21 protein-coding genes, 6 pseudogenes and 1 riboswitch are annotated in these 21202 nt (G+C 49.2%); of the genes and pseudogenes, 12 read left to right on the top strand and 15 right to left on the bottom strand.

Features of this window, described 5'->3' with window-relative positions:
- The first annotated feature begins 23 nt into the window (after positions 1-23).
- A complete protein-coding gene (locus tag BLS62_RS00360) occupies positions 24-1172 on the top strand; it encodes an iron-containing alcohol dehydrogenase (protein WP_093175001.1) in 1149 nt (382 codons plus the stop codon).
- 490 nt (positions 1173-1662) lie between these two features.
- On the opposite strand, the gene BLS62_RS00350 is transcribed toward BLS62_RS00360, so the two are convergent.
- The 12 genes and pseudogenes from BLS62_RS00350 to BLS62_RS00295 all read right to left on the bottom strand — a co-directional run.
- Positions 1663-2670 (bottom strand): FecCD family ABC transporter permease, encoded by a 1008-nt coding sequence (locus tag BLS62_RS00350; RefSeq protein WP_208990659.1) that lies wholly within the window; start codon positions 2668-2670, stop codon positions 1663-1665.
- A gap of 56 nt (positions 2671-2726) precedes the next feature.
- The gene (locus BLS62_RS00345) at positions 2727-3662 is read right to left on the bottom strand and encodes an ABC transporter substrate-binding protein (protein WP_093174985.1); all 936 of its coding nucleotides are present in this window, start codon (positions 3660-3662) and stop codon (positions 2727-2729) included.
- A gap of 5 nt (positions 3663-3667) precedes the next feature.
- Positions 3668-4456 (bottom strand): ABC transporter ATP-binding protein, encoded by a 789-nt coding sequence (locus BLS62_RS00340; protein ID WP_093176854.1) that lies wholly within the window; start codon positions 4454-4456, stop codon positions 3668-3670.
- A gap of 202 nt (positions 4457-4658) precedes the next feature.
- Positions 4659-4877: riboswitch (cobalamin riboswitch) on the bottom strand.
- Positions 4878-4994: 117 nt separating this feature from the next.
- Positions 4995-5741, bottom strand: a complete 747-nt coding sequence (locus BLS62_RS00335; protein ID WP_093174982.1) for an ABC transporter ATP-binding protein — start codon at positions 5739-5741, stop codon at positions 4995-4997.
- Positions 5738-6523, bottom strand: coding sequence for an ABC transporter ATP-binding protein (locus BLS62_RS00330; protein WP_093174978.1), 786 nt, complete (start codon positions 6521-6523; stop codon positions 5738-5740). Before BLS62_RS00330 ends, BLS62_RS00335 begins: the two co-directional genes overlap by 4 nt.
- On the bottom strand, positions 6517-7386 hold the full coding sequence (locus BLS62_RS00325; protein ID WP_093174974.1) for an ABC transporter permease: 870 nt from the start codon (positions 7384-7386) through the stop codon (positions 6517-6519). The genes BLS62_RS00330 and BLS62_RS00325 overlap by 7 nt, the downstream gene beginning before the upstream one ends.
- Positions 7373-8317, bottom strand: a complete 945-nt coding sequence (locus tag BLS62_RS00320; RefSeq protein WP_093176851.1) for an ABC transporter permease — start codon at positions 8315-8317, stop codon at positions 7373-7375. Before BLS62_RS00320 ends, BLS62_RS00325 begins: the two co-directional genes overlap by 14 nt.
- Positions 8318-8375: 58 nt before the next feature.
- Complete coding sequence (locus BLS62_RS00315; RefSeq protein WP_093174969.1) at positions 8376-9932, bottom strand: ABC transporter substrate-binding protein; 1557 nt, start codon at positions 9930-9932, stop codon at positions 8376-8378.
- Positions 9933-9966: 34 nt separating this feature from the next.
- Positions 9967-10377: a hypothetical protein gene (locus tag BLS62_RS00310; protein WP_093174965.1), complete on the bottom strand. Its 411-nt coding sequence runs from the start codon at positions 10375-10377 to the stop codon at positions 9967-9969.
- Positions 10349-11653: a DJ-1/PfpI family protein gene (locus BLS62_RS00305; RefSeq protein ID WP_093174961.1), complete on the bottom strand. Its 1305-nt coding sequence runs from the start codon at positions 11651-11653 to the stop codon at positions 10349-10351. The genes BLS62_RS00310 and BLS62_RS00305 overlap by 29 nt, the downstream gene beginning before the upstream one ends.
- A gap of 164 nt (positions 11654-11817) precedes the next feature.
- Entirely contained in the window at positions 11818-12177 is a 360-nt protein-coding gene (locus BLS62_RS00300) for a DUF2946 family protein (protein ID WP_093174955.1), read from the bottom strand.
- A gap of 297 nt (positions 12178-12474) precedes the next feature.
- A pseudogene (locus BLS62_RS00295) lies at positions 12475-12795 on the bottom strand (DDE-type integrase/transposase/recombinase); the annotation flags it as partial.
- Positions 12796-12839: 44 nt separating this feature from the next.
- Here BLS62_RS00295 and BLS62_RS00290 point away from each other — a divergent pair.
- From BLS62_RS00290 to BLS62_RS00265, 9 genes and pseudogenes are all read left to right on the top strand, one after another.
- The gene (locus BLS62_RS00290) at positions 12840-13061 is read left to right on the top strand and encodes a hypothetical protein (protein WP_093174951.1); all 222 of its coding nucleotides are present in this window, start codon (positions 12840-12842) and stop codon (positions 13059-13061) included.
- 337 nt (positions 13062-13398) lie between these two features.
- Positions 13399-13758 (top strand): transposase, encoded by a 360-nt coding sequence (locus BLS62_RS00285; RefSeq protein ID WP_093174947.1) that lies wholly within the window; start codon positions 13399-13401, stop codon positions 13756-13758.
- Between the two features lie 20 nt (positions 13759-13778).
- Positions 13779-13955 carry an IS66 family insertion sequence element accessory protein TnpB gene (gene tnpB, locus BLS62_RS00280; RefSeq protein ID WP_102063720.1) on the top strand — a complete coding sequence of 59 codons (177 nt, stop codon included), beginning with the start codon at positions 13779-13781 and terminating at the stop codon, positions 13953-13955.
- Positions 13956-14037: 82 nt separating this feature from the next.
- Positions 14038-14163 carry a hypothetical protein gene (locus BLS62_RS32475; RefSeq protein WP_280141808.1) on the top strand — a complete coding sequence of 42 codons (126 nt, stop codon included), beginning with the start codon at positions 14038-14040 and terminating at the stop codon, positions 14161-14163.
- Positions 14164-14231: 68 nt separating this feature from the next.
- A pseudogene (locus BLS62_RS31520) lies at positions 14232-14387 on the top strand (hypothetical protein); the annotation flags it as partial.
- A gap of 60 nt (positions 14388-14447) precedes the next feature.
- A pseudogene (locus BLS62_RS32720) lies at positions 14448-14930 on the top strand (transposase).
- Positions 14852-15349: pseudogene (locus BLS62_RS32465) on the top strand (IS66 family transposase); the annotation flags it as partial. The pseudogenes BLS62_RS32720 and BLS62_RS32465, both read left to right, overlap by 79 nt.
- Positions 15347-15565 (top strand): transposase domain-containing protein, encoded by a 219-nt coding sequence (locus BLS62_RS31920; protein ID WP_348271857.1) that lies wholly within the window; start codon positions 15347-15349, stop codon positions 15563-15565. The pseudogene BLS62_RS32465 and the gene BLS62_RS31920, both read left to right, overlap by 3 nt.
- Positions 15566-15625: 60 nt before the next feature.
- Positions 15626-16605, top strand: a pseudogene (locus BLS62_RS00265) (IS5 family transposase).
- 157 nt (positions 16606-16762) lie between these two features.
- Here the strand turns inward: BLS62_RS00265 and BLS62_RS00260 are convergent.
- Positions 16763-17746, bottom strand: a complete 984-nt coding sequence (locus BLS62_RS00260; protein ID WP_093174942.1) for an aldo/keto reductase — start codon at positions 17744-17746, stop codon at positions 16763-16765.
- Positions 17747-17789: 43 nt separating this feature from the next.
- On the opposite strand from BLS62_RS00260, the gene BLS62_RS00255 reads away from it, so the two are divergent.
- Together BLS62_RS00255 and BLS62_RS00250 are read left to right on the top strand one after the other, a co-directional pair.
- The gene (locus BLS62_RS00255; RefSeq protein ID WP_244283434.1) at positions 17790-18743 is read left to right on the top strand and encodes a LysR family transcriptional regulator; all 954 of its coding nucleotides are present in this window, start codon (positions 17790-17792) and stop codon (positions 18741-18743) included.
- Between the two features lie 450 nt (positions 18744-19193).
- A pseudogene (locus BLS62_RS00250) lies at positions 19194-19379 on the top strand (ISKra4 family transposase); the annotation flags it as partial.
- Positions 19380-19507: 128 nt separating this feature from the next.
- On the opposite strand, the gene kduI reads toward BLS62_RS00250, so the two are convergent.
- Positions 19508-20344: a 5-dehydro-4-deoxy-D-glucuronate isomerase gene (gene kduI / locus BLS62_RS00245; protein WP_093174936.1), complete on the bottom strand. Its 837-nt coding sequence runs from the start codon at positions 20342-20344 to the stop codon at positions 19508-19510.
- 94 nt (positions 20345-20438) lie between these two features.
- Positions 20439-21197 carry a 2-dehydro-3-deoxy-D-gluconate 5-dehydrogenase KduD gene (gene kduD / locus BLS62_RS00240; RefSeq protein ID WP_093174932.1) on the bottom strand — a complete coding sequence of 253 codons (759 nt, stop codon included), beginning with the start codon at positions 21195-21197 and terminating at the stop codon, positions 20439-20441.
- Positions 21198-21202: the final 5 nt, after the last annotated feature.

Raw genomic sequence — 21202 nt, 5'->3', positions numbered from 1 at the left:
TCAAATAATAATAGGAGAAGATCATGGTATTTGCCCTCAAACTCCCTCGCATCACCTTAATGGGTGAAGGTGCTGTTGCGGAATCAATAGTTCACCTGACGAAGTTTGCTGTAAAAAAGGCACTGGTTGTTTCTGATGGTGCGTTGGTCAAGCTTGGTTTGTTGGGCAGCCTGGAAGCTGCTCTGAAAGAAAACGGCATTGACTACGTTATCTTTGACAAGCTGACTCCAAATCCGACTGCCACGCAGGTTCGTGAAGGAACAGCAGTCTACAAAGCGCAGGGTTGTGATTGCTTTGTTGCAATTGGCGGCGGCAGCTCTATTGATGCGGCCAAAGCAATCCGCATCATGGCTGCAAATCCGGGCGATATTACTGATTATAGCGGCGTGGAAAAGGTTCAAAATCCCGGCACTCCATTTGTAGCCATCGGTACAACGGCAGGTACAGCCGCAGAAATGACCTCCAATTCGGTGATCATTGATGAAGAAAACCAAGTCAAAATGGTGATCATCGATAACACCCAGATCCCTGATATCGCAGTGAATGACCCGCTGCTGATGACTGGTCTGCCTGCGGACGTGACTGCCGCGACTGGTATGGATGCGTTGACCCACGCAGTTGAGGCCTATGTTACTCCGGGTGCGCACCCGTTAACAGATCACAGTGCGTTGGAGTCTATCCGGTTGATCGGAAAATGGCTTCCGGTTGCGGTGAAAGAAGGCAAAAATATCGAGGCCCGCTCCAACATGGCATACGGTCAGTTCCTTGCGGGAATGGCCTTTAACAGCGCTGGCCTTGGTTTGGTTCATGCAATGGCGCACCAACCCGGTGCAACTCACAATCTGCCGCATGGTGTGTGTAATGCGATCCTACTGCCTCTGGTTTGTGAATTCAACGCAGAGCAAGTGCCTCAACGATATAAAGATGTTGCAGCAGCCCTTGGCGGTGATGTGACCGACCTTTCAGCGGAGCAAGGCGCGGCGTTGTGTTTAACGCTTATTCGCGAGCTTTCTGAGACTGTTGGGATTCCAAAAGGCTTCGCTGCTTTGGGGATCGAAGTGGATGTGATTGACAGTTGGGCAGGTAAAGCCATGGAAGATCCATGCTTGCCGGGCAATCCCCGTATCCCGACACGGGAAGAGGTAAAAGCCCTCTTTGCTAAATCACTTTAGTTCAGATCTATGGCGCCTTTCTATCTGCCTGGCGCCATAGACCAAGACAGGTGGTGCTGCACGGCGGTGTTGCAATATTCGATTTGCGCATGCAGCTTGCCCAACCCCATGAACTTGGTCGTCATAAAGCACGCTCGAATGCGGTGCGTCCAAGCGCTGTCATCTTGTTGGGAACGGTGACGCCGACTTTCGCCTCCGTTCTCTGATTGTTCAACTTTCGTGACATTAGCGTGGTCCAGATCACCTGTTTGAAGCAACCCACTAAAGTTTCACCTCGGGACCTTCGGCCGTAACCGGTTTGCTTCTGCCAAGACATTCGACCGTTCTTTTGAATGGCATGAAAACAGGTCTTTGAAAAAGAAGATATCAGGAAACATAAATGCCAAAAGAGGTATTCTGCAACACCGCCCCTGCAACCACCAAAACGAAATCTCAGGCGGGAATTTCACTATAAAGACCAAAGGACCAAGCCTCTCTAAGTAACCGCGCCCTAAGAGCTCTGCCTTTTGCTGAGCATCCAGATGAAGAACAACCCGCCGATAAGGCCGGTGACGATACCGATGGGCATGTCTTCTGGTTTCATGATGGTGCGCGCAATGATATCTGCCCACAAAAGGAAGACGGCTCCAAACAGTGCGGAGGCTGGCAAAACACGTCTGTAATCTCCACCAACAACCATGCGTACGAGATGAGGGACCATCAGCCCGACGAACCCGATCATACCGGAAAATGCCACCATCACGCCCGTTATCAACGCGCCAGCAACAAAGGTCATTAACCGAAAGCGGGCAACGGGAATGCCGAGGGTTGTTGCTGTCTCATCTCCCACAGTCATTGCGTTAAAATCACTGGCCCTACTCCACAGCCAAGCCCCGCAGACGACAAGAATAACCAGCGGATAAGCAAGGTGGGACCATTGAGCCAACCCCAATCCCCCTAGCATCCAGAATACAACTGTATGAGTAGCGCGCGGGTCCCCGAGCATGATCAGGATATTCGCCAGAGCCATAACGACAAAGGAAACCGCCACACCGGTGAGTACCAAACGGTCTGCGCTCGTGGCGCTGGCAAGTTGTGCGACGGCAAGCACAATAAGTGTTGCAAGGAGTGAACCAAGAAAGGCAAAGAGTGGGACGGTCAGCAAGCCAATAAAAAGGCCAGTATGCAACAGTGCCAAAATGGCCCCGAATGCTCCCCCTGCTGAAATGCCCAGTAAATGCGGGTCTGCCAGCGGATTACGGGTCACAGCCTGAAGACAAGCCCCAACCATTGCCAGCCCAGCCCCGACCATTGCTGCAAGCAACGCTCTGGGAAAACGTATTTCCCAGAGAATAGCCTCACGCCCTTTGGACCAACTTGCGTCAATCAGTTCAGGACTGATCTTGTTTGCCAGAACACCCCAAACGGTACCAATGGGAATGGAGATTGCCCCAACACTGACTGCAAAAGAGATAGAGAGGACGAGCAGCAGCACTCCACCTAGCAAGACGGACTTCATACCCCTATGCGGTGTATCAACATGCTGAGTTGGCGAAATCAGCCCCACCGTCATGCTTATTCTCCCCAAAAAGCAGTTGCGAGCTTTTTGATTGCTTTGATGTTGCGTGGTCCTGGCGTGGCCTCAACATATTCCAGCACAACAAAGCGGTCGTTCCTCACGGCATCGAGGTTTGCGAAGGCTGGGTTGATCATCATGAACTCACGCTTTTGCGCAGCTGTTACTTCACCGTAGTTGACGATTACGATTACTTCTGGATTGGCATCCACCACAGCTTCCCAAGTGACCTTGGCCCAACTTTTGTCCAGTGTGTCCATAACATTGCGCCCACCGGCAGCTTCAATGAGTGCTGTTGGCATGGCGTAACGGCCTGCTGTAAAAGGAGAATCCTCTCCACTGTCGTAAACGAAGACGTTGATTGGAGTATCACCGGTTTTTAAACTAACATTGAACTGAGCAAGATCTGCACGGTAACCAGCAACCAGCTCTTCTGCTTTTTCCTCTACCCCGAAAATACGGCCCAGATTGCGGATGTCGTTGTACATGTCATCAATGCTGACCTTGGGCTTCTTACCAATATGGATGCAGCTTTCGGTCAGCTCATAAACTTTGATGCCAAAGGGGGCGAGGGTTTTTGGCGTGACTTCGCCGCCAACCTTCATTCCGTAGTTCCAACCTGCAAAGTAAAAATCGGCATCTGCGCCAATCAGAACTTCTTTGGTTGGGTAACGTTCAGAAAGCTCAGGCAACTCAGTCACATTCTCCCGCATTTCTTCATCCAGCGTTTTCCAGCCTGAAATGCCAGTGTAACCGACCATACGGTCTCTCAGACCCAGTACCAGCATCATCTCGGTGAGGTTTACATCATTGGAAACAGCACGCTGCGGAGGAGCTTCAAACGTTACTTCCCGGCTACAGCTCTTTACGGTTGTTTCTGCCATTGCTACTGAAGGCGCCAGCAAGAGAGAAAGAGCAAGTACAAAGCGTTTCATCGTGATTATCCTTGGGAATTCAATTTGTAAGTAAAATGAGGAAGCCCTGACTTGGAGAGCTGCTCAAAACTGGCATCAACTTGAAACGCCTGAGAAACGACGGTTTCTGTAAGCACCTGTGTTGGAGGACCGAAACAGAGTGCATGCCCTTTTTTTAAAACCAGAATGTCATCACACACCAGTGCTGCTATGTTGAGATCATGCAGGCTGGTAACAATGGTGAGGTTCAGCGATCTGATCAGCTCTATAATCTCCAACTGATGACGGATATCGAGGTGATTGGTGGGTTCATCCAACACCAGCACCTGCGGTTCCTGTGTTAACGCACGGGCGACCATTACCCGCTGGCGCTCTCCACCAGAGAGCGTACCAAAGCGTCTACCTGCTAAATCCTGTAGGTCCAGCCTGTTCAGAGCGTTGGAAATGATCTGCGCATCCTTGGCACCGTTGTTGACCAGTCCGACACGGTAAGGATTGCGGCCTAAACTGACGATCTCCCGCACATTGAGTGAGAAATCCGTTGGCTGCTCCTGTAGCACTGCAGCAACGCGTTGCGCTGCCACACGAGGTGACAGGGACCAGATATCTTCATCACCTATGAACACACGGCCCGAGACAGGACGGTTGAAGCGGTACAACATGCGCAGCAGTGTAGATTTGCCTGCGCCATTGGCCCCAACAACGCCCAGCACACGTCCAGCCCCCACCTCAAAACTGAGAGGATGCAGAAGGAGAGGGGCCCCTTTGCGCGGCGCCCAGCTGGCGTTTTCTACCCGCAAATCGGCAGCGACCATCATGTGTAATCTCTACAAATATGCAGATTATAAGCGTGGATTTTAATCCACCGCCTGAATAACGATGGGACTGTTTGATATGGAAGGACGTATTGGTTCACGTTTTGCTCCGCGTATATGCGGGGGCACAAGGGAACCAGTCTTATAAACGGCAAAAGCCACTGCAAACATCTTGGTCTCCTTCCGGGATACCCCGCCCGGGTTGGGTTGACATTAAGATGGCAGGTCTCCTGACTTGCGGGTCGAAGCGTCACCAGCCTTCCCAAGTGCACGCACTCAGTGGCTTTGTTGGTTATGCTCACCGCTTACAGTTGCGGGGGCAGTCACGGAATCAGCGCCTGTTGGCTACACCTCACCGTGTTCCCTTTTCATCCTGAATTATTGCCTTTGGCATTCAGGAACCATCGGCGCGGATAATGTAGAGTGCGCAAAATGATTGCAAGTGATATTTAGTTGAGAAGGAAAGTTCCACCGTCCTATCAATGCATAGATAGGATCAAAAGTGAGTACACAAATCATCACGTCTGACGTCCGCAAGCTACGAAGACCGTGAGGTAGACCGTGAAATTTCAACGAACTTTTTTGAAAGAGCATGCTGAGGTGTATCAAAAAAATCTTTTGCTGGTTGATGCTCAACGACTTCGCCGTTGTCCATAACGACGATCTCATCTGCCAGTTGTGCCAGAGTCTGTAAGTCGTGGGAAATGATCAATATGCCTAGGTTAAGCTTTTTACGAATATCACGGATGAGCGAGACAACCTTTTCCTGCGTTACTAAATCAAGAGCTGATAATGGCTCATCTAGAATCAGATATTTCGGCTTTACGGCCAAGGCACGAGCGAGTGCTATACGTTGACATTGACCTCCTGACAGCTGATGAGGTCGCTTTTTCTCACAATGCTGTTCTAATCCCACCATCTGAAGCAGGTTTTGAGCCGCTTCCAACCGTTCTGCGCGTGGCAGTTTGTGGATGGCCTTCAAGGGTTCGCAGATAATATCCAGAGCATTAAGAAAGGGGCTTAAAGCTGCAAAAGGATCCTGCCACATATAATGGATCAGATGCCCGGTTTTGCTCAGCTGTGGTTGAAAATTCTGCCCATTCATAAACAGACTGTTCTTGGGTACAGGGATTATACCCGTCATGGCTTTGGCCAGAGTAGATTTACCACACCCGGAACGGCCGATCAGACCGGTTACTTTGGAGGGATGAAGTACCAAATTCACGTTGGACAGGATTTGAGCGGCGCCAAATGCAATGGACAGGTTCTTAACACGAATGGTCATAGTTGAAGCCTCTCCATAGCCTGCGTAATTTCTGTGGTGACCTCATGGCACCCATGAACGAACGGTTGGTTCAAATCGCATGTATCGACAATATGTCCCCCATCCATCACCAGAACAGACGAACATGTTTGCCGAACAATCCGAAGGTCATGGCTTACGAAAAGGAGAGCAGAACCCGTTTCTTGCAGAACCACATCCAATGCTTCCAGCGTTTCATATTCCGTGATTACATCAAGCCCTGTGGTTGGTTCATCGGCAATCAATACGGTCGGCTTCATGATAAGAGCCATAGCCATCATAACCCGTTGCTTCATACCTCCACTCAAAGCGCTGGGGTATTGGTTCAGGCAACGTTTTGGGAGGCTCAAAGCATCAAGAGACTGGGAAATGACCTGATGAGCTTCTTGTCTTGATAGGAATGCTTTTTTAGTAATTTCCAACAATTGTGTCTCTATCATCAAACTTGGATGTAAAGCACTGCCGGGGCTCTGGAAAATGCAGAAAATCCCAGTTCCTCGGGTCTTCAACCTCTCGCGAGGAGATAAATCCAAAAGGCTCTGATCACAGAACTGAATTGAGCCAGAGGATACTTTTAGTGGTGCCCGCAAGGCCCCTGTTATGGCATGGCAGGTAACAGACTTTCCGCAGCCAGATTTCCCGATCAACCCCAGCCTCTGGCCAACATGTAGATCGAAGCTAATGTTCTCAATCAGATTGGTCATTTGACTGGCATTGGTTGAAACCGTCAAATTTTGAACTTGAAGAAGTTTATCGATCACCATTGGTAGGGCTTCCTTTTGTCCAGCTGAAAGCGAATTCCTTCTCCAACCAGATTAAAGCTCAGCACTGCAAGAATGATGACGAGCCCGGGAGCCAGAACCACTCCCGGTCGCTCTGCGAAAAATGGTCTTGCCTCATTGAGCATCGCGCCCCATTCAGCGGCGGGTGGCTGGGCACCAAGGCCCAAAAAGCTCAGGGATGCTAAGACAAGCAATAAGGACGCCATTTCCAGACTGATAACGACAAGTAGAGGAGGCAAGATTTGTGGAAAGATGTGCCGGATAACAATACTCATGGGCTTCTGTCCGCACTGGCGGGATGCAAGCACGTAATCCTTTGATGCAGCATCTAAGGTCAGTGTGCGAATGAGACGGGCAAGACTAGGCCACCATGCAAGAGCGACCCCTATAACCGCTGAGGTTAAGGATGCGCCAAGATATCCAATAATCGCCAAGGCGAAGACAAGCGTCGGGAATGCTAAAAATATGTCCGCCACACGCATCAAAATCGCATCAATCCAACCGCCCATGAGCGCACTGACCAATCCCACAGGAAGTGCGAGAGACAGTATGAGACCTGCTGTTGCCAACGCCGTTCCTAGGGATAAGGCAGTGCCAGATATCAGGCGAGAAAGAATGCAACGGCCTAGATGATCCGTTCCCAACGGATAAGTTAGGCTTGGGGAGCCTAGCCGATGGAGAAGGTCAATTTGATTGGGTGGGTTTGGAGCAAATGCGTCTCCGCCAATCGCAATGGTGATAAAGACGCATAAGAGTATGCATCCAAAAATGAAGCTTGTTTTGCCCCTGATCAGTCGTGTTACGCGTGATATGGAGAAGGGTGATGAGGTGTCAACGTAAGCCATGTTCACCCTTTATAACTTGCGGCATGAGCCAGTAATTTGCCAGATCCGCAGCAAAGTTTGTGATGAAAAAGACAAGTCCCATGAAGAGCAGATAGGCTTGTAGTATTGCAAAATCCCGTTCAGCAATTGCTTGCAGGGCTAATTGGCCAAGACCGGGTAGGTTGAATATATTTTCGACAATGACAGAGCCACCCAGCAATGCTCCAAATGAGATTGCCCAATTGGTAATAAGTGGCGGGAGGATAGATTTAAGAACATGGCGACCCAGTATGACTTTGCGGGACAGCCCCTTTGCAATTGCCAGCCGGATGTAGTCTTCGCTCATCACGGCTAAAATACGCTCGCGAACCAGTCGACTCATTGCAGCAGCGCTACCCAACGCCAATGTCGTTACTGGTAGGATCAGATCCTGCATATTACCAAACTGCAGAAGTTTGAACCAACCCAACCCTAAAGCAAAAATGCCAAGCAGAAAGAGGGCAAGCCAGAATGAGGGGACGGATACGAGAACGACAGTCAGGATATAGAGGCTCGATGACACTGAGGTGCGTTGAGACAGAGCGGTAATCCCACCCAGCACAAGTGAAATCCACGCTGCGTTGACAAACGCCAATATGGACAGGGTAGCGGTGATGGGAAAATGCTCTTTGAACAGGTCCAGAACAGGCCTTCCAGAAGCGATGGATACACCGAGATCCAGTCGGAATAGATCCCCCAGCCAAATGAAGTAACGTTGGAGCAGAGGCTTATCTAAACCATACTCACCCCTTAATGCTTCAATCTGTTCTATTGAAAAAGTGACGCCTAATCGGCGCAGCTCCATCTCAATGGGGTCACCAGGTGTCAGCCCGATGATTAAAAAGCCAATCAGGGTCATGCCAAATAGTGTTGGTATTCCAGAAAGCGTGCGCCTGAAAACAAATAGCTTCATTTGTTTTTCTTTCATAGAAGGCCGCACAAACCAAAGAGTGGCTTGTGCGGCACGGTATCTATTTGGTTTGGGTGACCTGACCGTAGTCAATCCAGTCAGCATGTTCGAACATAGGGATGTTCAAGCCCGGACGAGAAAGATTGAAGTTTGGCACCATCAAGATCGGAATTGCAGCAAGTTGTGTCTGAACAATTTCGCGGTGTGCTTCGCGAACAAGCTCAATGACTTCCTCACGATTTTGGCCCTGACGCGCTTTGTCCAGGATCGTATCCAGCGCTCCGCCGGGTGCTGTGTACTGGTAGCCCCAAGGCGTTTTTGAATGGAATAGATTGTAAAGAAGGTAGGTTGGATCTGTATTGTTGTTGGAGGCAAACTCCATGTAAAGATCCGCTTCACCTGTCGCCAGATAGGTGTCGTCATATACGCCTGAATCATCAACCTGAACCAGATCGATTTCAATGCCGATGTTGCGGAACATTTGTTCGAGCAATTCTGGCATTGGTCTCACACTGGAAACATTTGGGTAGGCTGCAACAAGACGAAGCTTGAGCGGTTCACCGTCTTTGCTCCGCATACCGTCGCTGCCTTTTGTCCAACCGGCTTCATCGAGAAGAGCGCTAGCTTTTTGGATGTTGTAGTCAAATCCGTCGACATGGTCATCGCCAAGTCCGAACATCCAATCTGGTAGAATACCTTTTGCAACAACGCCTTTACCGTCAAATAAAACCTCAGCCAGCTGCTCACGGTTGATTGCATAGGCCAGAGCCTGCCTTACACGTAGATCTTTTAGCTTGTCGTAGGGTGCCTTGCCGTGAAGGTTGGTCAACAGAGCAACATAACGAATTGGGCGGGACTGATGAATAACGACGGAGCCATCTTTGGGTAGAGAAAGCAGCATCTGCGGCGTTACTTCAGCAACAATATCAACTTCGTTGTTTTGGAGAGCCAGTAATCTCACCTGATCATCAGGGACGAAGTGATAGCTGATATTTTCAACCTTTGGTTTCTCTCCCCAATATGCATCATTTCGTTTCAGGCTGATTGATTGCTTAGGCTTGTATTCATCCAGCAGGTATGGACCTGTACCAATTGGGTTTTCAGCTCGATCACCATTAAGCGAGAATAATGATGCGCCTCTGTGCGTCATGTTCTCTATAACAAGCGAGGAGTTGATCTCAGATTTGAACGAAAACTCATAGGCCTCGGTTTGGGAAAAGCTGTTTTGATCGATCTGTAGAAAATCAGAACGGCCCTGATCATAAAGTTTCAAGGCATCGATTGCTGTTTTCGCATCGAAGGTTTGCCCATCGTGAAACTTAATGCCTTCACGTAGTTTGATGTTGTAAACGCCGTCTTTGTAATCCCATGTTTCAAACAACAGGCCCTGAGGCTTAAAGTTCTCATCTGGCTTTACTGCAGTCTCTACAATCTGAGCTGCGGGGCGTCGGGTTGTGAAGTTAAACTTCTTCGCATCAACGCTGTAGCGATCTTTCTTCACAGCAATGCGAAGGTTCTGGATGTCCTCAGCACTGGCTGAGGTTACCCCTGCCGCAAGCACAGGAAGAGACACTGCCAGAATGCTGCTGGCACTGAGTAGTTGCTTGATCTTGTTCATTCTATTTCCAATCATTGTCTTCAAAAGGGAAAGATCAGACAAAGAAAGGAGGAGCCCTTGGCGTATGGCTTTTTCGCCGGAAATTGTAGTTTACAGCGATATTTTGGAAGAAGCTTAGCTGGGATATGTGGGCTTCCACCACAAAATTACCGGGTATTACAGCTTCCGGAAACATAAAGGAGGCGAACGAGAAAGCACAGAATTGAGTGTTTGTTTTTTCTGTACCTTGTTCCTGCTCATCTGATGTTGTGATGAAGAATTTTTGTAGGCCTTGTGACGTGCAAATCGTGATCTCGAAACCATCTTCACTGGCCCGAGGCATCATGCCTGGAGGCGCAATAAGCTGCAGGATCACAAACACAATTGCGACTAAGTAGGCCAATAATGAGGACGGTTTGCAGGACAAAATCAGAGCCTTAAGCTTTGTTAGCAGCTTTAAATCCACGTCGAATTGCGGACCTGAAGAAAGGGTTGAGAGGGGACAAAATGGCTTTGCTCACTGCAGTTTTCAGCTTCCCTGCCTTCTCAGGTGAGCCTTGTCCGTAAACAGGGTGAGGTGAGTACTCCAAATGGACATTCTCAATATATTCTGCGGCCAACTCGCCATAGATGTCGCGGACCGCACGTAACGCAGCTTCGTAAGAACCAATCGCCGGTCCAGCGCTGTAGATTATCCCATCAGATTCAACCGATTTTTGGCTTGGAATTGCCTTTAGTTCAGAAAGGTACTTGGTATGGTGGAAGTTTGATGTGGTATTCTTGCCGATCAGAAGACCAGCAGCTCCAGCAATGAGAGCACCTGCACATATCGTAACTGCCGCTGAAAGCCCATCTTGCTGCCTCTGGATAAATTTCAACACGTCCAAATCCGCACAATGTTTTGGAATTGAGGCTCCCATGATGAGAACATCCAGCTGAGGACAATCGTCAAAAGTTGTATCGGCTACAAGAGACGGACACAAAAGGCCAAATACCTCTTGTTTCTCTTTCCAAAGATAATGAAATTCCACGTTAGGCAGGCAGCCAAATACATCGACGGCTCCAACGATATCCGGCGCATATATTCCAGGTGGCGTAAGCACTCCAACCTTGAGTGCTTTTGATGTGTTTTGGAATACGTTTGCTAGGTTGTCGCTTTTGTCTGATTTTTTGAATTGCTTTTCTGGATCGTATTCAAGGGTCAACTCAAGCAATTGTGTAATGCGATTACCGACCAGCTTTTTCATAGTCAAAAAAGCAGCTTCGGTAGCGCCTGTTGATGGTCCGGCAGTTATGATATTTCCGTCTTCTACCGGCTTCCCCAGTCCGTCTGGGATAGCATCATAGATTGAGAGCTTAGGATACGTCAAAGCATCTGCTGTTGCTCTTTTTCCATTGAGTACACCAGCTTTTGCAAGGGCTAATACGCCGTTGGAAATGCCGATTATATGCTGAGCAGTTTTTGCTCTCACCTGAATGAATGCCAGTAAGTTTGCATCATTAAGTGCATGTTCAGACATTTCTCCAATAACCAAAACGTCCAGTTGAGGACAGTCCTCGAAAGTCGTGTTGGGTACTATTGGGAAATTTGCTCTGCCCTTTACAGGCTCAAGTACCTTCGAGATGTAGTAGCAACGATGCAGCGGAATTGCGCCCAACACAGCTTGTACACCAATGATATCAGCGGCCCTGAAGCTTGGCGAAAGGACAAAGCCAATACGTTGAACCATAGGAAATCGCATGGTTCCCTCTTTCTATTAGTATCTATATGTATTCATAGGGGAATTTTGAATGCACTGAGCAACGCTATTTGATCAAATAGCCGATATACTGATCCTGTGAGTTCCACCAATTGAGCGGAGCTGTGGAATAGATGGATCAGAAAAGGGATGAGCTCAGATTCTAATTAGACGGGAGGGGCTCTAGGCGCACCGGTACGCAAGGTCGTTTCAAATAACGTTACGCTTTGCGGAATTGAAACGGACAGCGAGCTTACGCCAGAGCGGGCAAATGTGGTTTCTGGCGAAACCTTGATCGCCTTGGCAACCGAATGTGCAAAACCACAATTACTATCGCTGGCTTTATCGACCTGAGGGAGTTCGTTACCATTCTCGTCAATGAGAATGGTTTTCATTCCTTGAGAACTACAAATGACAATCTCAAAGCCGTCCTCACCTCCGGACACCATCATGCCGGGAGGGGCAACAAGCTGCATCAAAATAAATAGCGCAGCTAAAATCGTTGCTTTGGCTTTTGCGAATTTCACAGCAATCTCTAACGAAGCATAAGTACACTTCCGCCTTAAGCTACGGAAAAATCCCAGTCAATGGCTTTTACTTACAAGCGCTGTAAGTTTATGAAATTATTTTCGCACTCTCTTTGTTTAACCCCACTGAGCCGCGTTAGAGTTCTGTGGGTGTCTTCTTCATCAACCCCTTATTTGTAACTCACGCTTTATATGTGCCTAGCGAGGGAAATTTGCGTCTTCATGCAAAGGAGCTGAGTACAAACGGTATTGCCAAGTTGTTTGAGGTGAGTTGCAAAGGCCGCGTTCAGTCAAATTTCAGGCGGTCATTTCTGCCGTGTAATCCGTCCAAAGGGCGAAGGCATCAACCCTTGCGTGGCGGTAGGAATGAGAGGAAAGTTTGTAGCGGCGGGGACGGAAGATGGTGTTGATGTGATCGTGGGCAGACAAGAACCGTTGTGCCTGCCGGGGCGATTTGAACCCTCCCATTATTTTCTCCCGCTTTCTCGTCAGACGGTGAGAGTTTTCGATCCTGTTGTTCAATCCATTGCGAGCCCGGTGATCTGCATCAGGAGTCAGGGTCTGGACGGGGTTGGTATAGCTCCGCAATTTGTCCGTGACTACGATCCGCGGTCCACCATTACATCGCAAAGGCCCATATCCTTAAAATTGATCTGGTAGCGATGTTTACAGCGGACAGCCATCGACACACCGGTGAGCGTGCTTGGTCCAAGCGAGCATTCAAAGCGGTGTCGTTCTGGCAGCGTGACAGAGAATTTTGGGTGTGCATCCTCGGAAAAACTCAGACCATTGAAATTGGCCAGTGCTTGACAGATCCGGCGCAACTGATTGAAGCCCAGATCAGCGGCTTCAACCTCCAGAAGATCTGCTTTGCGCTGTTCTAAAACAACAGCTCCGGACGCTTCATGCGCAGCTCAACAACGTAAGGATCGTTGTAGCTCTGAGATAAAGGTTCCATAAGCTTCATTATGAGTACATTAGACATAGCTTACCCGTTCACCCTGACGAGATCCTCAGGGAGTTGTTTTAAGCGCTTGGCTTTTCCAACAAATCTTGATTGAAGTGATCTGGCAGGCACAAAGCATCAGCCTGCCAGATAGGAACAGTGTTAGATCAAACTAACACTTATTGTCATTGTGTGAGCGTCCGGTGAAGGTGACCTAACGGTTATTTGTTTGCTCATCTATCCTGCGAGCAGTTTTGTCAGCATGGATTTAGGTGATGAAGGACAGTGAAGAACGACGCTGGAGTGAGGCCGACAAGCGGGCGGTATGTCAAGAAGCGCTGGAAGGAAGTTTACCGATCTCTCATGTGGCCAGGCAGCATGGCATAAGAAAAGCACGGCTGTATTACTGGCTGAAAGACCGGCGTTTCAACTCTACTCTTGAAGGGAACTCAGCATACACGTCAGAGCCAAGTTTTGTTCCTGCCTGCGTTGTCGAGGAGAGCGTGTCAAAGCCCGTTGTGGTGAGTGCGGAGCAAGCCGTTGGCAACACCGGTCCAGTTTGTCTTGAAATCCGGCTTGCGGGTGGTCATCACATCAATCTAAGTGGTCGGGTTAGCCCTGATCTGATCGGGTAAATCTTACGGGAGCTGCGCACATGATCCCGGTTCCCAGTAATACCCGTGTTTGGCTAGCGGCAGGTGTTAGCGACATGCGCCGGGGCTTCAATATTTTGGCCGCTCAAACAGAACAGATTTTGGCTGAAGATCCTTACTCAGGCCACCTGTTTGTCTTTCGTGGTCGCCGAGGGGATCGACTGGCGTACGCCGATTAAGACATGGACGCCTCTGACTTCTGGATAGGTGAATGGTCGCAATAGTTTAAGATGCTTTCTTTTTACCTTTATGAGGGAATTCTTGTATAAAATGGTCATGTTCAAGGACCTGAATATCACCCCGGACAATCCGGTTGAACTGAAAGCCGTGAACAAGCTTCTAGCGGAAGAAGTGAAGGCTTTGAGTTTGAAGGTTGAGCAACTCTAGCACCAGCTGCATGGGCCAATCGGCATCGGTTTGGCTCCACATCAGAAGCCCTCGATCAGTTCAACCTTAATCTTGCTGAGGACAAAGCCATTGCTGAGGCTGCTGAGGACCAGTGCAATCCAGCGTGCTCAGGAGACAAAAGTGAGAAGCGCCAGCACAGCCGCAAACCGTTACCAGCACATCTGGAGCGCACTGATACAGTGCTTGTTCCAGGCGACAATTGACGCTGCGTTGACGGTGCACTGAAACAGCTTGGGGAGGATGTCGCCGAGGAACTTGAGTATATGCCGGGACGGTTTGTGGTGAACCGGATCATTCGCCCGCGCTTGTCGTGCTCATGCTGTGAGAAGGTTGTTCAAGCCCCGCTTCCCTCCCGGCCAATTGAGCGCGGGCGTCCTGGATCAGGTCTGCTGGCTCATGTTCTGGTAGGGAAGTTCTGTGATCACTTACCGCTGTACCGCCAGTCCTAGATTTATGACCGGGAAGGCATTGATCTGGGCCGCTCCACCTTGAGCGACTGGGTTGGCCGCTCCACGGCTTTGCTTGAGCCACTGGTTGATGCCATTGGCCGAATGGTGCGGCAGGCAAACGCGGGTTTTGCCGATGACACGCCAGTCAAACTTCAGGCTCCGGGCAATAAGAAGACCAAAACCGCTCGCATCTGGGCTTATGTGAGAGATGAGCGACCTTGGGCAGGAAAAACGCCGCCTCTGGCTGGTGCCAGCTCACCGTTGATCGCGAAGGCGAGCATCCGCGAGGTCACTTGAAGGGCTACAAAGGCTGGATCTACGCCGATGGTTATGCTGGCTTTAAAGGACTGTTTGGAGAAGACTAGGCCAGCGAAATAGCTTGTATGGCACACATTCGGCGCAAATTCGTTGATGTCCACGCCTCTTAAGGGTCAAGCATTGCCGGTGAGGCCATTCAGAGGATCGCAAAACTTTATGAAATCGAGAAGCAGTTCCGCGGGAAGCCGCCCCCGGAGCGAGTGAACCTCCGGCAGACATGCGCCAAACCTGTCTTCGACGATATGGAGAACTGGCTGCATACTCAGCTTTCCAGAATATCCGGCAAGTCCCCACTGGCAGGAGCAATCCGTTATGCACTCACCCGCCTGCCAAAAGCACGGTCCTATCTTGATAATGGCCATCTGGAGCTGGACAACAACGCAGCCGAGCGCGCGATGAAGCCGATAGCATTGGGAAGAAAAAATTATCTCTTCATGGGATCACAAGGCGGGGGAGAGGCTGCTGCAATCGCCAACACACTCATACAAACTGCCAAGCTCAATAACGTCGACCCACAAGCGTGGCTCACCTGGGTGCTGGCTCAAATTGCCGACCACAAGATCAACCGCATCAACGACCTCATGCCTTGGTGTTACGTTGGTAAACCAGCGTAACTGAAGCGGCTCAAGTTAAATAAATCGGGTTCGCCGGACGCTTACTTGAAGACTTCCTTTATGCCGTTTGAACACAATGCCGACCGTCGTCACAAGGTCGCGAAAATCGAATATAAGGTGACGAACTGGTCGGGGTGTAATGAAAGCCTGCGTCGGCGTGGAGACATCACAGTCTGGGTTAAAGACAGCGTTGCCGTGCCTGGCTCGCACCAGTGAGCAACCGTAGCGGGAGACCCGCCAAGTATTTAGATCTTGCCATTGAAACCTGTTTGAGTGTCAAATCCGTGTTTGGTTTAGCTTTGCGGCAGACACAATGATTTGTTCAGTCAATGTTCGCTTTGATGGGGCTTGATTTGGCTGTTCCTGACTATAGCACCCTGTCACGTAGAGCTGGTGGGTTGTACCCTTCCAAAGTCAAATCTGAAAAGGATACTGGCCCGACAACTCTTGTGATCGATAGCACGGGTATAAAGATGTTTGGGGCTGGTGAGTGGCAGGAAAACAAACACGGAACCAAGAAGAAACGCAGAAAACAGCGCAAACTTCACCTTGGTTTGGACCTGGATACCGGCAAAATTATCTGTTCTGAACTGACGGAAGATACCGTTGGCGATCCAACTGTTGTGCCGGATTTTCTGGACCAGATAGAGGGATCGGTTGGCACGGTTCTCGGTGATGGAGCTTATGATGGCACTCCGACACGCCAGGAAATAGCTGACCGTTTTGACGGCGTTGAGGTCATCATACCGCCGCCCAAAACAGCAATCCCCAGCCCAGAGGCTGCGACCGCTCCTACGGCCCGTGACCGAGAAATTCTTCTCATTGAGAAACATGGTAGAATAGGGTGGCAGAAGCAGAAAGAGTATGGGCGGCGTTCAAGAGGCGAGACCTTGATGGCGCGCTATAAACAAATCATCGGGACAAGTTTGAAGTCCCGTAAGTTTGCGAACCAGAAGACGGAGGCCAAAATCAATGTCTCTGTCCTCAATCGGATGACAGACCTTGAACGGCCGACGTTCGAACGCGTCAATGCGACCTGAGTTGAGCGGGTAAGGCCGAGCTGTAAGCTGAACTTTCTTTCTGCAACAAGGCTAATAAAAAGCCCACACGGTTTTGTGCAGACATCAAGTCCGCTTACAGTTTGGATTTAACAGAACGAGAGAGCGCCGCCCAAAAAATAGGATGATGGTTGCCTGTTCATACATTCACGCCTTTCATCCCTTCTGGAGTGTAACGCTCGCCTATAACGGGAAGGCATTCGATTTCAGACTCCAACGCTTTAACATCCTCAAGGGGCAAGTTGATGTTGGTGGCAGCGGTGTTTTCTTCCAGATAAGTCAACCTTTTTGTTCCCGGAATCGGAACGATGTCGTTTCCCTTTGCAAGTAGCCATGCAAGAGAGAGCTGGGCGGGTGTGCAATTCTTTTTGGTTGCAAATTTAGTAATGACCTCTGAAATGCGACGATTAACTGGCACTGCTGCCTCTGCAAAACGAGGAAGATGGGACCGGAAATCGCTATTTTCATATTCCTGTTTTGAGTTAAAGCGGCCAGTTAAAAACCCTCTCCCCAAGGGGGAATAAGGTACAAAACCAATATTCAACTCGCGACAAACTGGCAGAATTTCCTCTTCCACATGGCGAGACCACAAAGAATATTCTGTTTGCACTGCGGTTATCGGATAGACAGAATGAGCGCGGCGCAGCGTTTTCGCGTTGACTTCACAAAGGCCGATATTTCCGATTTTGCCGTCTTCAACTAACCGGGAAAGCTCGCCTATGGTTTCCTCGATTGGTTGTTCAGGATTGATCCGGTGGACATAGTAAAGATCAATATAATCAACTCCCAAACGTCGCAGAGATGCCTCGCATGCATTTCGTGCATACTCTGGTTTGTTATTAATAGACCGGTTGTATTCTCCCGGTTTACGAACAATGCCAAACTTTGTTGCAATTTTTATTGATGATTTCGTTGTTTTTAGAAAGTGGCCGATCAGCTCTTCGTTGTGATGAGGGCCATACATGTCAGCTGTATCGAAAAAATCTATTCCCAGATCAGCTGCACGCGCCAAAACTTGCAAGGATGTGCTGTCATCCCTAGGACCGTAGAATTCACTCATGCCCATACACCCAAGACCGAGTGCGGAAACTTCAAGCTGAGTTCCCAATTTTCCTTTTTCCATGAAAAGACTCCTTGCCTTATCATTCGAGATTTGTCATTTTTCGATGATGGAAAATATAGATATTAATGGCAAACTAATTTCCATAAATGGAAAGTCCAGTTCGAACGATCTCGTGTGGGATGATACCAAGGCATTTTTGGCTGTCGCTAGAACGGGTACGCTCAGCGCTGCAGCTCAATTCTTGACTATCGGAGTTGCCACTTTGTCGAGGAAGATAGATCGCCTCGAAGCCACTTTAAAAATACCTTTGTTTGTGAGGCACCAATCTGGCTATCAGCTAACAGAAGATGGCAAAGAGCTTCTGGAAAAGGCTGAAGTGATGGAAGTTGCCGCATTGGCTTTGGTCTCAGGCGCAAATGCACAAGCTGGGGTTTTTGGAAAAGTACGCCTTGCTACAGCTGAGAATCTTGCAACAAGTTTGATTTTGCCTTCCTTACCTGAATTCCATGCCAGATACCCAGACTTGGTGATTGAAATTATTACCGATATAAATACGGTCAATTTGCACCGCCGTGATGCCGATTTGGCCATAAGAATGATCAAGCCGGAACGTGGTAATGTCTCTCTTAAACGGCTGGGAACACTTGGTTATGGCCTCTATGCAAGTTTAGAATACACCCTCAAACACAAAGAACTAGCAGAGCTTGGAAGCTATGAGAATGATGTTTTCATTGCTTGGTGTGAAGCGCAGTCGCATCTTCCTGCTGCGCAATGGATTGAACGGGTCTTAAGAGGCCGCCAACCTGCTGTTCTAACATCGTCGTTGGCTACTCAATTAGCAGCAACAAAAGCCGGGCTTGGCCTAGCTGTACTACCGCATTTCCTTGCTACGGATGCAGGCTTAGTTTGTTTGGATTCTGATGTTGGCGTCGACCAACCGATCTATCTCGTCGTCCAATCTGACTTAGCCCAATCTCGGCGCACCAGAGCCGTGGCAGACTTTCTTTCTGACTTAGTCATAAAAAACCGAGCCAAACTAAGCGGCCCTCAAAGATGAGTTTTCAACTTCATATAAACTGAGTTCAGTATTGGAAATTGGTTTTCAGGACTTCAGGCACTTAATCATTGCCCTGCATTAGACCGTTACAGTTAGCTGAGTGACCCACGAGCAACGCATTCATCGTTCTATGAATGCGTTGCTCGTGAAACCGATTTTGGATTCATCATTTTTCTTGCACAACGGAAGAACACAAACACAGTGATTTTGCGATATACTAGAAGTGGTTATGGGTTGAAAAGAGTAATTGGCGCCAATATCCGGATACTCTGTAGTTGTCGCGATTATCGTCATCCTCATGCATTGCCTTGCGGATGCGCCGTGCTGGTGGCTTTTTACCCGCGATCCATGAATAACCTCCTGAGTTCTGACGAGCGTGTTTCAATGCCAAGCCTTCCCAGTCGTCGGATTTTTTTCCAGCAATAGAAGCACTTTCAGGGGAGGGGAGGATCTGCGGTCGTCGGCAAGCGCTTTGGCAAAAAACAGCAGATGCGCTGGTCGAAGTCAGGTGCTCACCTCATACTCCAAACCCGCACTCGGGCACTGGATGGAACACTCAGGCAGAAGTTTGAACAACGGTATCCCGGGATGAAATCTAAAGCGCAAGATCCGGCAATCGACAAACTCGCCTCCTGATTGCCCCTAGTTTTTTGGGTTCTCCTGTTGAACCCACCGCTTAATGAAGACAAATTGGGTCTTCATACAGAAAGTGTTACAAGCTAGAAAACGCCTCCGAGAAGAATGTCCAGAGACGTTTTGGATCGTTATTTCAGATCTGGAACGGCGATGTGATCCATATCGGTGAATTCTTGATTTTCGCCGGTCATCCCCCAGATGAAGGTGTAGGATTGCGTGCCAACGCCGCTGTGAATGGACCAGCTTGGAGAGATCACTGCCTGTTCGTTATGAACAAACAAATGACGGGTCTCCTGAGGTTCACCCATCAAATGCAACACTGATGCCTCGTCTTTCATGTTGAAGTAGAAATACACTTCCATACGGCGATCATGCGTATGCGCAGGCATGGTGTTCCAGATAGAACCTTTGTGCAGTTTAGTCATACCCATCAGCAGCTGGCAGGTTGGCAAAACATCCGGCACGAAGTATTTATTGATCGTACGCTCATTGCAGTTTTCTGCATCCCCAAGAGTGACCGGAGAAGCTTCTGCAAGGGTTACCTTTTTGTTTGGATAGGTTTTGTGAGCTGGAGCGCAGTTGTAGTAAAGCTTTGCTGGGCTCTGTTTGTCTACGCTCTTAAAGGCGACGTCTTTTGCTCCCATGCCAATGTAGAGCGCTTCTTCCTGCGCAATATCAAAAGCTACTCCATCTACAGTGATCACTGCCGGTCCGCCAACGTTAATGAAGCCAATTTCGCGACGTTCCAAAAAGGTGGAAACCCCTAGCTGCTTACCGTAGTCTGTGCTTAAGACAACTTCATGCTCAACAGGCATGACACCACCAACAATAATCCGGTCAATATGGCTGTAGGTCATAGTAATTTCATCAGCTGCAAAAATGCTTTCGATCAGAAATTCTCGGCGAAGGCCTTCAGTATCCAATGTCTTGGCTTGATCGCTATGAATTGCCTGTCTTACTTCCATAATAATCTCCTAAATTTCTTGAGTTAAGCGCACTGATCCCAGCGCTCAATTTTCCAACTGCGCGTTATTTGATTGTTTTGTAATGTGTTTGCCGTTAGCGGGCGAGCCACCCGCCATCTACTGCAAGAGTGAAACCATGGACGTAAGCAGAAGCCTCAGAGGCAAGAAAAACACAGGGCCCGGCGATATCCTCAGGAGTGCCCCAGCGCTCCGCCGGAATTCGTTCCAATATGGCTTTGTTTCGATCGACATCAGCGCGCAATGCCTGCGTATTATTGGTTTCCATATACCCTGGAGCAATGGCGTTGACGTTGATATTGTGCTTTGCCCACTCATTGGCCAGCGCTTTGGTGAGCCCCAGAACTGCGCTTTTGGAGGCCGTATAAGACGGCACGCGAACACCGCCCTGATACGACAACATTGATGCAATATTGATGATTTTACCGCCCCACCCCTGCTTGATGAACTGCTTAGCAACCAGCTGTGACAGGAAGAAGAGAGAGCGGATATTGAGATTCATCACCGCATCCCAGTCTTCCTCGGAAAATTCAACGGCATCTTCACGCCGAATGATACCCGCATTGTTGACCAGAATATCCAGATGCCCTGTTGCCGCCAAAGCCTCTTCAAAAGCCTTGGGAATAGCGGTTTTATCACTCAGGTCTGCGCGTACATCGAAGAAAGTACGGCCCGTTGCTGCTACGTGTTTTGTAGTCTCAGTTGGTTCCGAACGATTGACGCCAACGACATCACAACCCGCTTGAGCCAAAGCAACTGCCATTGCCTGCCCCAAACCGGTATTACATCCAGTGACCAGAGCTGTTTTTCCGCTTAAATCGAACTGTTTCTGCATCTTAA

Origin of the sequence: Pseudovibrio sp. Tun.PSC04-5.I4 (genome assembly GCF_900104145.1) — a bacterium.
In the GTDB taxonomy this organism is placed as follows: domain Bacteria; phylum Pseudomonadota; class Alphaproteobacteria; order Rhizobiales; family Stappiaceae; genus Pseudovibrio.
The sequence above is the reverse complement of the archived record's forward strand: the minus strand, read 5'-3'. Positions and strand labels throughout refer to the sequence as shown.

Coding starts and splice junctions, on each gene's coding strand:
- BLS62_RS00360 (WP_093175001.1), top strand. CDS start 24: ATGGTATTTGCCCTCAAACTCCCTCGCATCACCTTAATGGGTGAAGGT.
- BLS62_RS00350 (WP_208990659.1), bottom strand. CDS start 2,670: ATGAAGTCCGTCTTGCTAGGTGGAGTGCTGCTGCTCGTCCTCTCTATC.
- BLS62_RS00345 (WP_093174985.1), bottom strand. CDS start 3,662: ATGAAACGCTTTGTACTTGCTCTTTCTCTCTTGCTGGCGCCTTCAGTA.
- BLS62_RS00340 (WP_093176854.1), bottom strand. CDS start 4,456: ATGGTCGCTGCCGATTTGCGGGTAGAAAACGCCAGCTGGGCGCCGCGC.
- BLS62_RS00335 (WP_093174982.1), bottom strand. CDS start 5,741: ATGACCATTCGTGTTAAGAACCTGTCCATTGCATTTGGCGCCGCTCAA.
- BLS62_RS00330 (WP_093174978.1), bottom strand. CDS start 6,523: ATGGTGATCGATAAACTTCTTCAAGTTCAAAATTTGACGGTTTCAACC.
- BLS62_RS00325 (WP_093174974.1), bottom strand. CDS start 7,386: ATGGCTTACGTTGACACCTCATCACCCTTCTCCATATCACGCGTAACA.
- BLS62_RS00320 (WP_093176851.1), bottom strand. CDS start 8,317: ATGAAGCTATTTGTTTTCAGGCGCACGCTTTCTGGAATACCAACACTA.
- BLS62_RS00315 (WP_093174969.1), bottom strand. CDS start 9,932: ATGAACAAGATCAAGCAACTACTCAGTGCCAGCAGCATTCTGGCAGTG.
- BLS62_RS00305 (WP_093174961.1), bottom strand. CDS start 11,653: ATGCGATTTCCTATGGTTCAACGTATTGGCTTTGTCCTTTCGCCAAGC.
- BLS62_RS00290 (WP_093174951.1), top strand. CDS start 12,840: ATGTTTACAGCGGACAGCCATCGACACACCGGTGAGCGTGCTTGGTCC.
- BLS62_RS00285 (WP_093174947.1), top strand. CDS start 13,399: ATGAAGGACAGTGAAGAACGACGCTGGAGTGAGGCCGACAAGCGGGCG.
- tnpB (WP_102063720.1), top strand. CDS start 13,779: ATGATCCCGGTTCCCAGTAATACCCGTGTTTGGCTAGCGGCAGGTGTT.
- BLS62_RS31920 (WP_348271857.1), top strand. CDS start 15,347: ATGAAGCCGATAGCATTGGGAAGAAAAAATTATCTCTTCATGGGATCA.
- BLS62_RS00260 (WP_093174942.1), bottom strand. CDS start 17,746: ATGGAAAAAGGAAAATTGGGAACTCAGCTTGAAGTTTCCGCACTCGGT.
- BLS62_RS00255 (WP_244283434.1), top strand. CDS start 17,790: ATGATGGAAAATATAGATATTAATGGCAAACTAATTTCCATAAATGGA.
- kduI (WP_093174936.1), bottom strand. CDS start 20,344: ATGGAAGTAAGACAGGCAATTCATAGCGATCAAGCCAAGACATTGGAT.
- kduD (WP_093174932.1), bottom strand. CDS start 21,197: ATGCAGAAACAGTTCGATTTAAGCGGAAAAACAGCTCTGGTCACTGGA.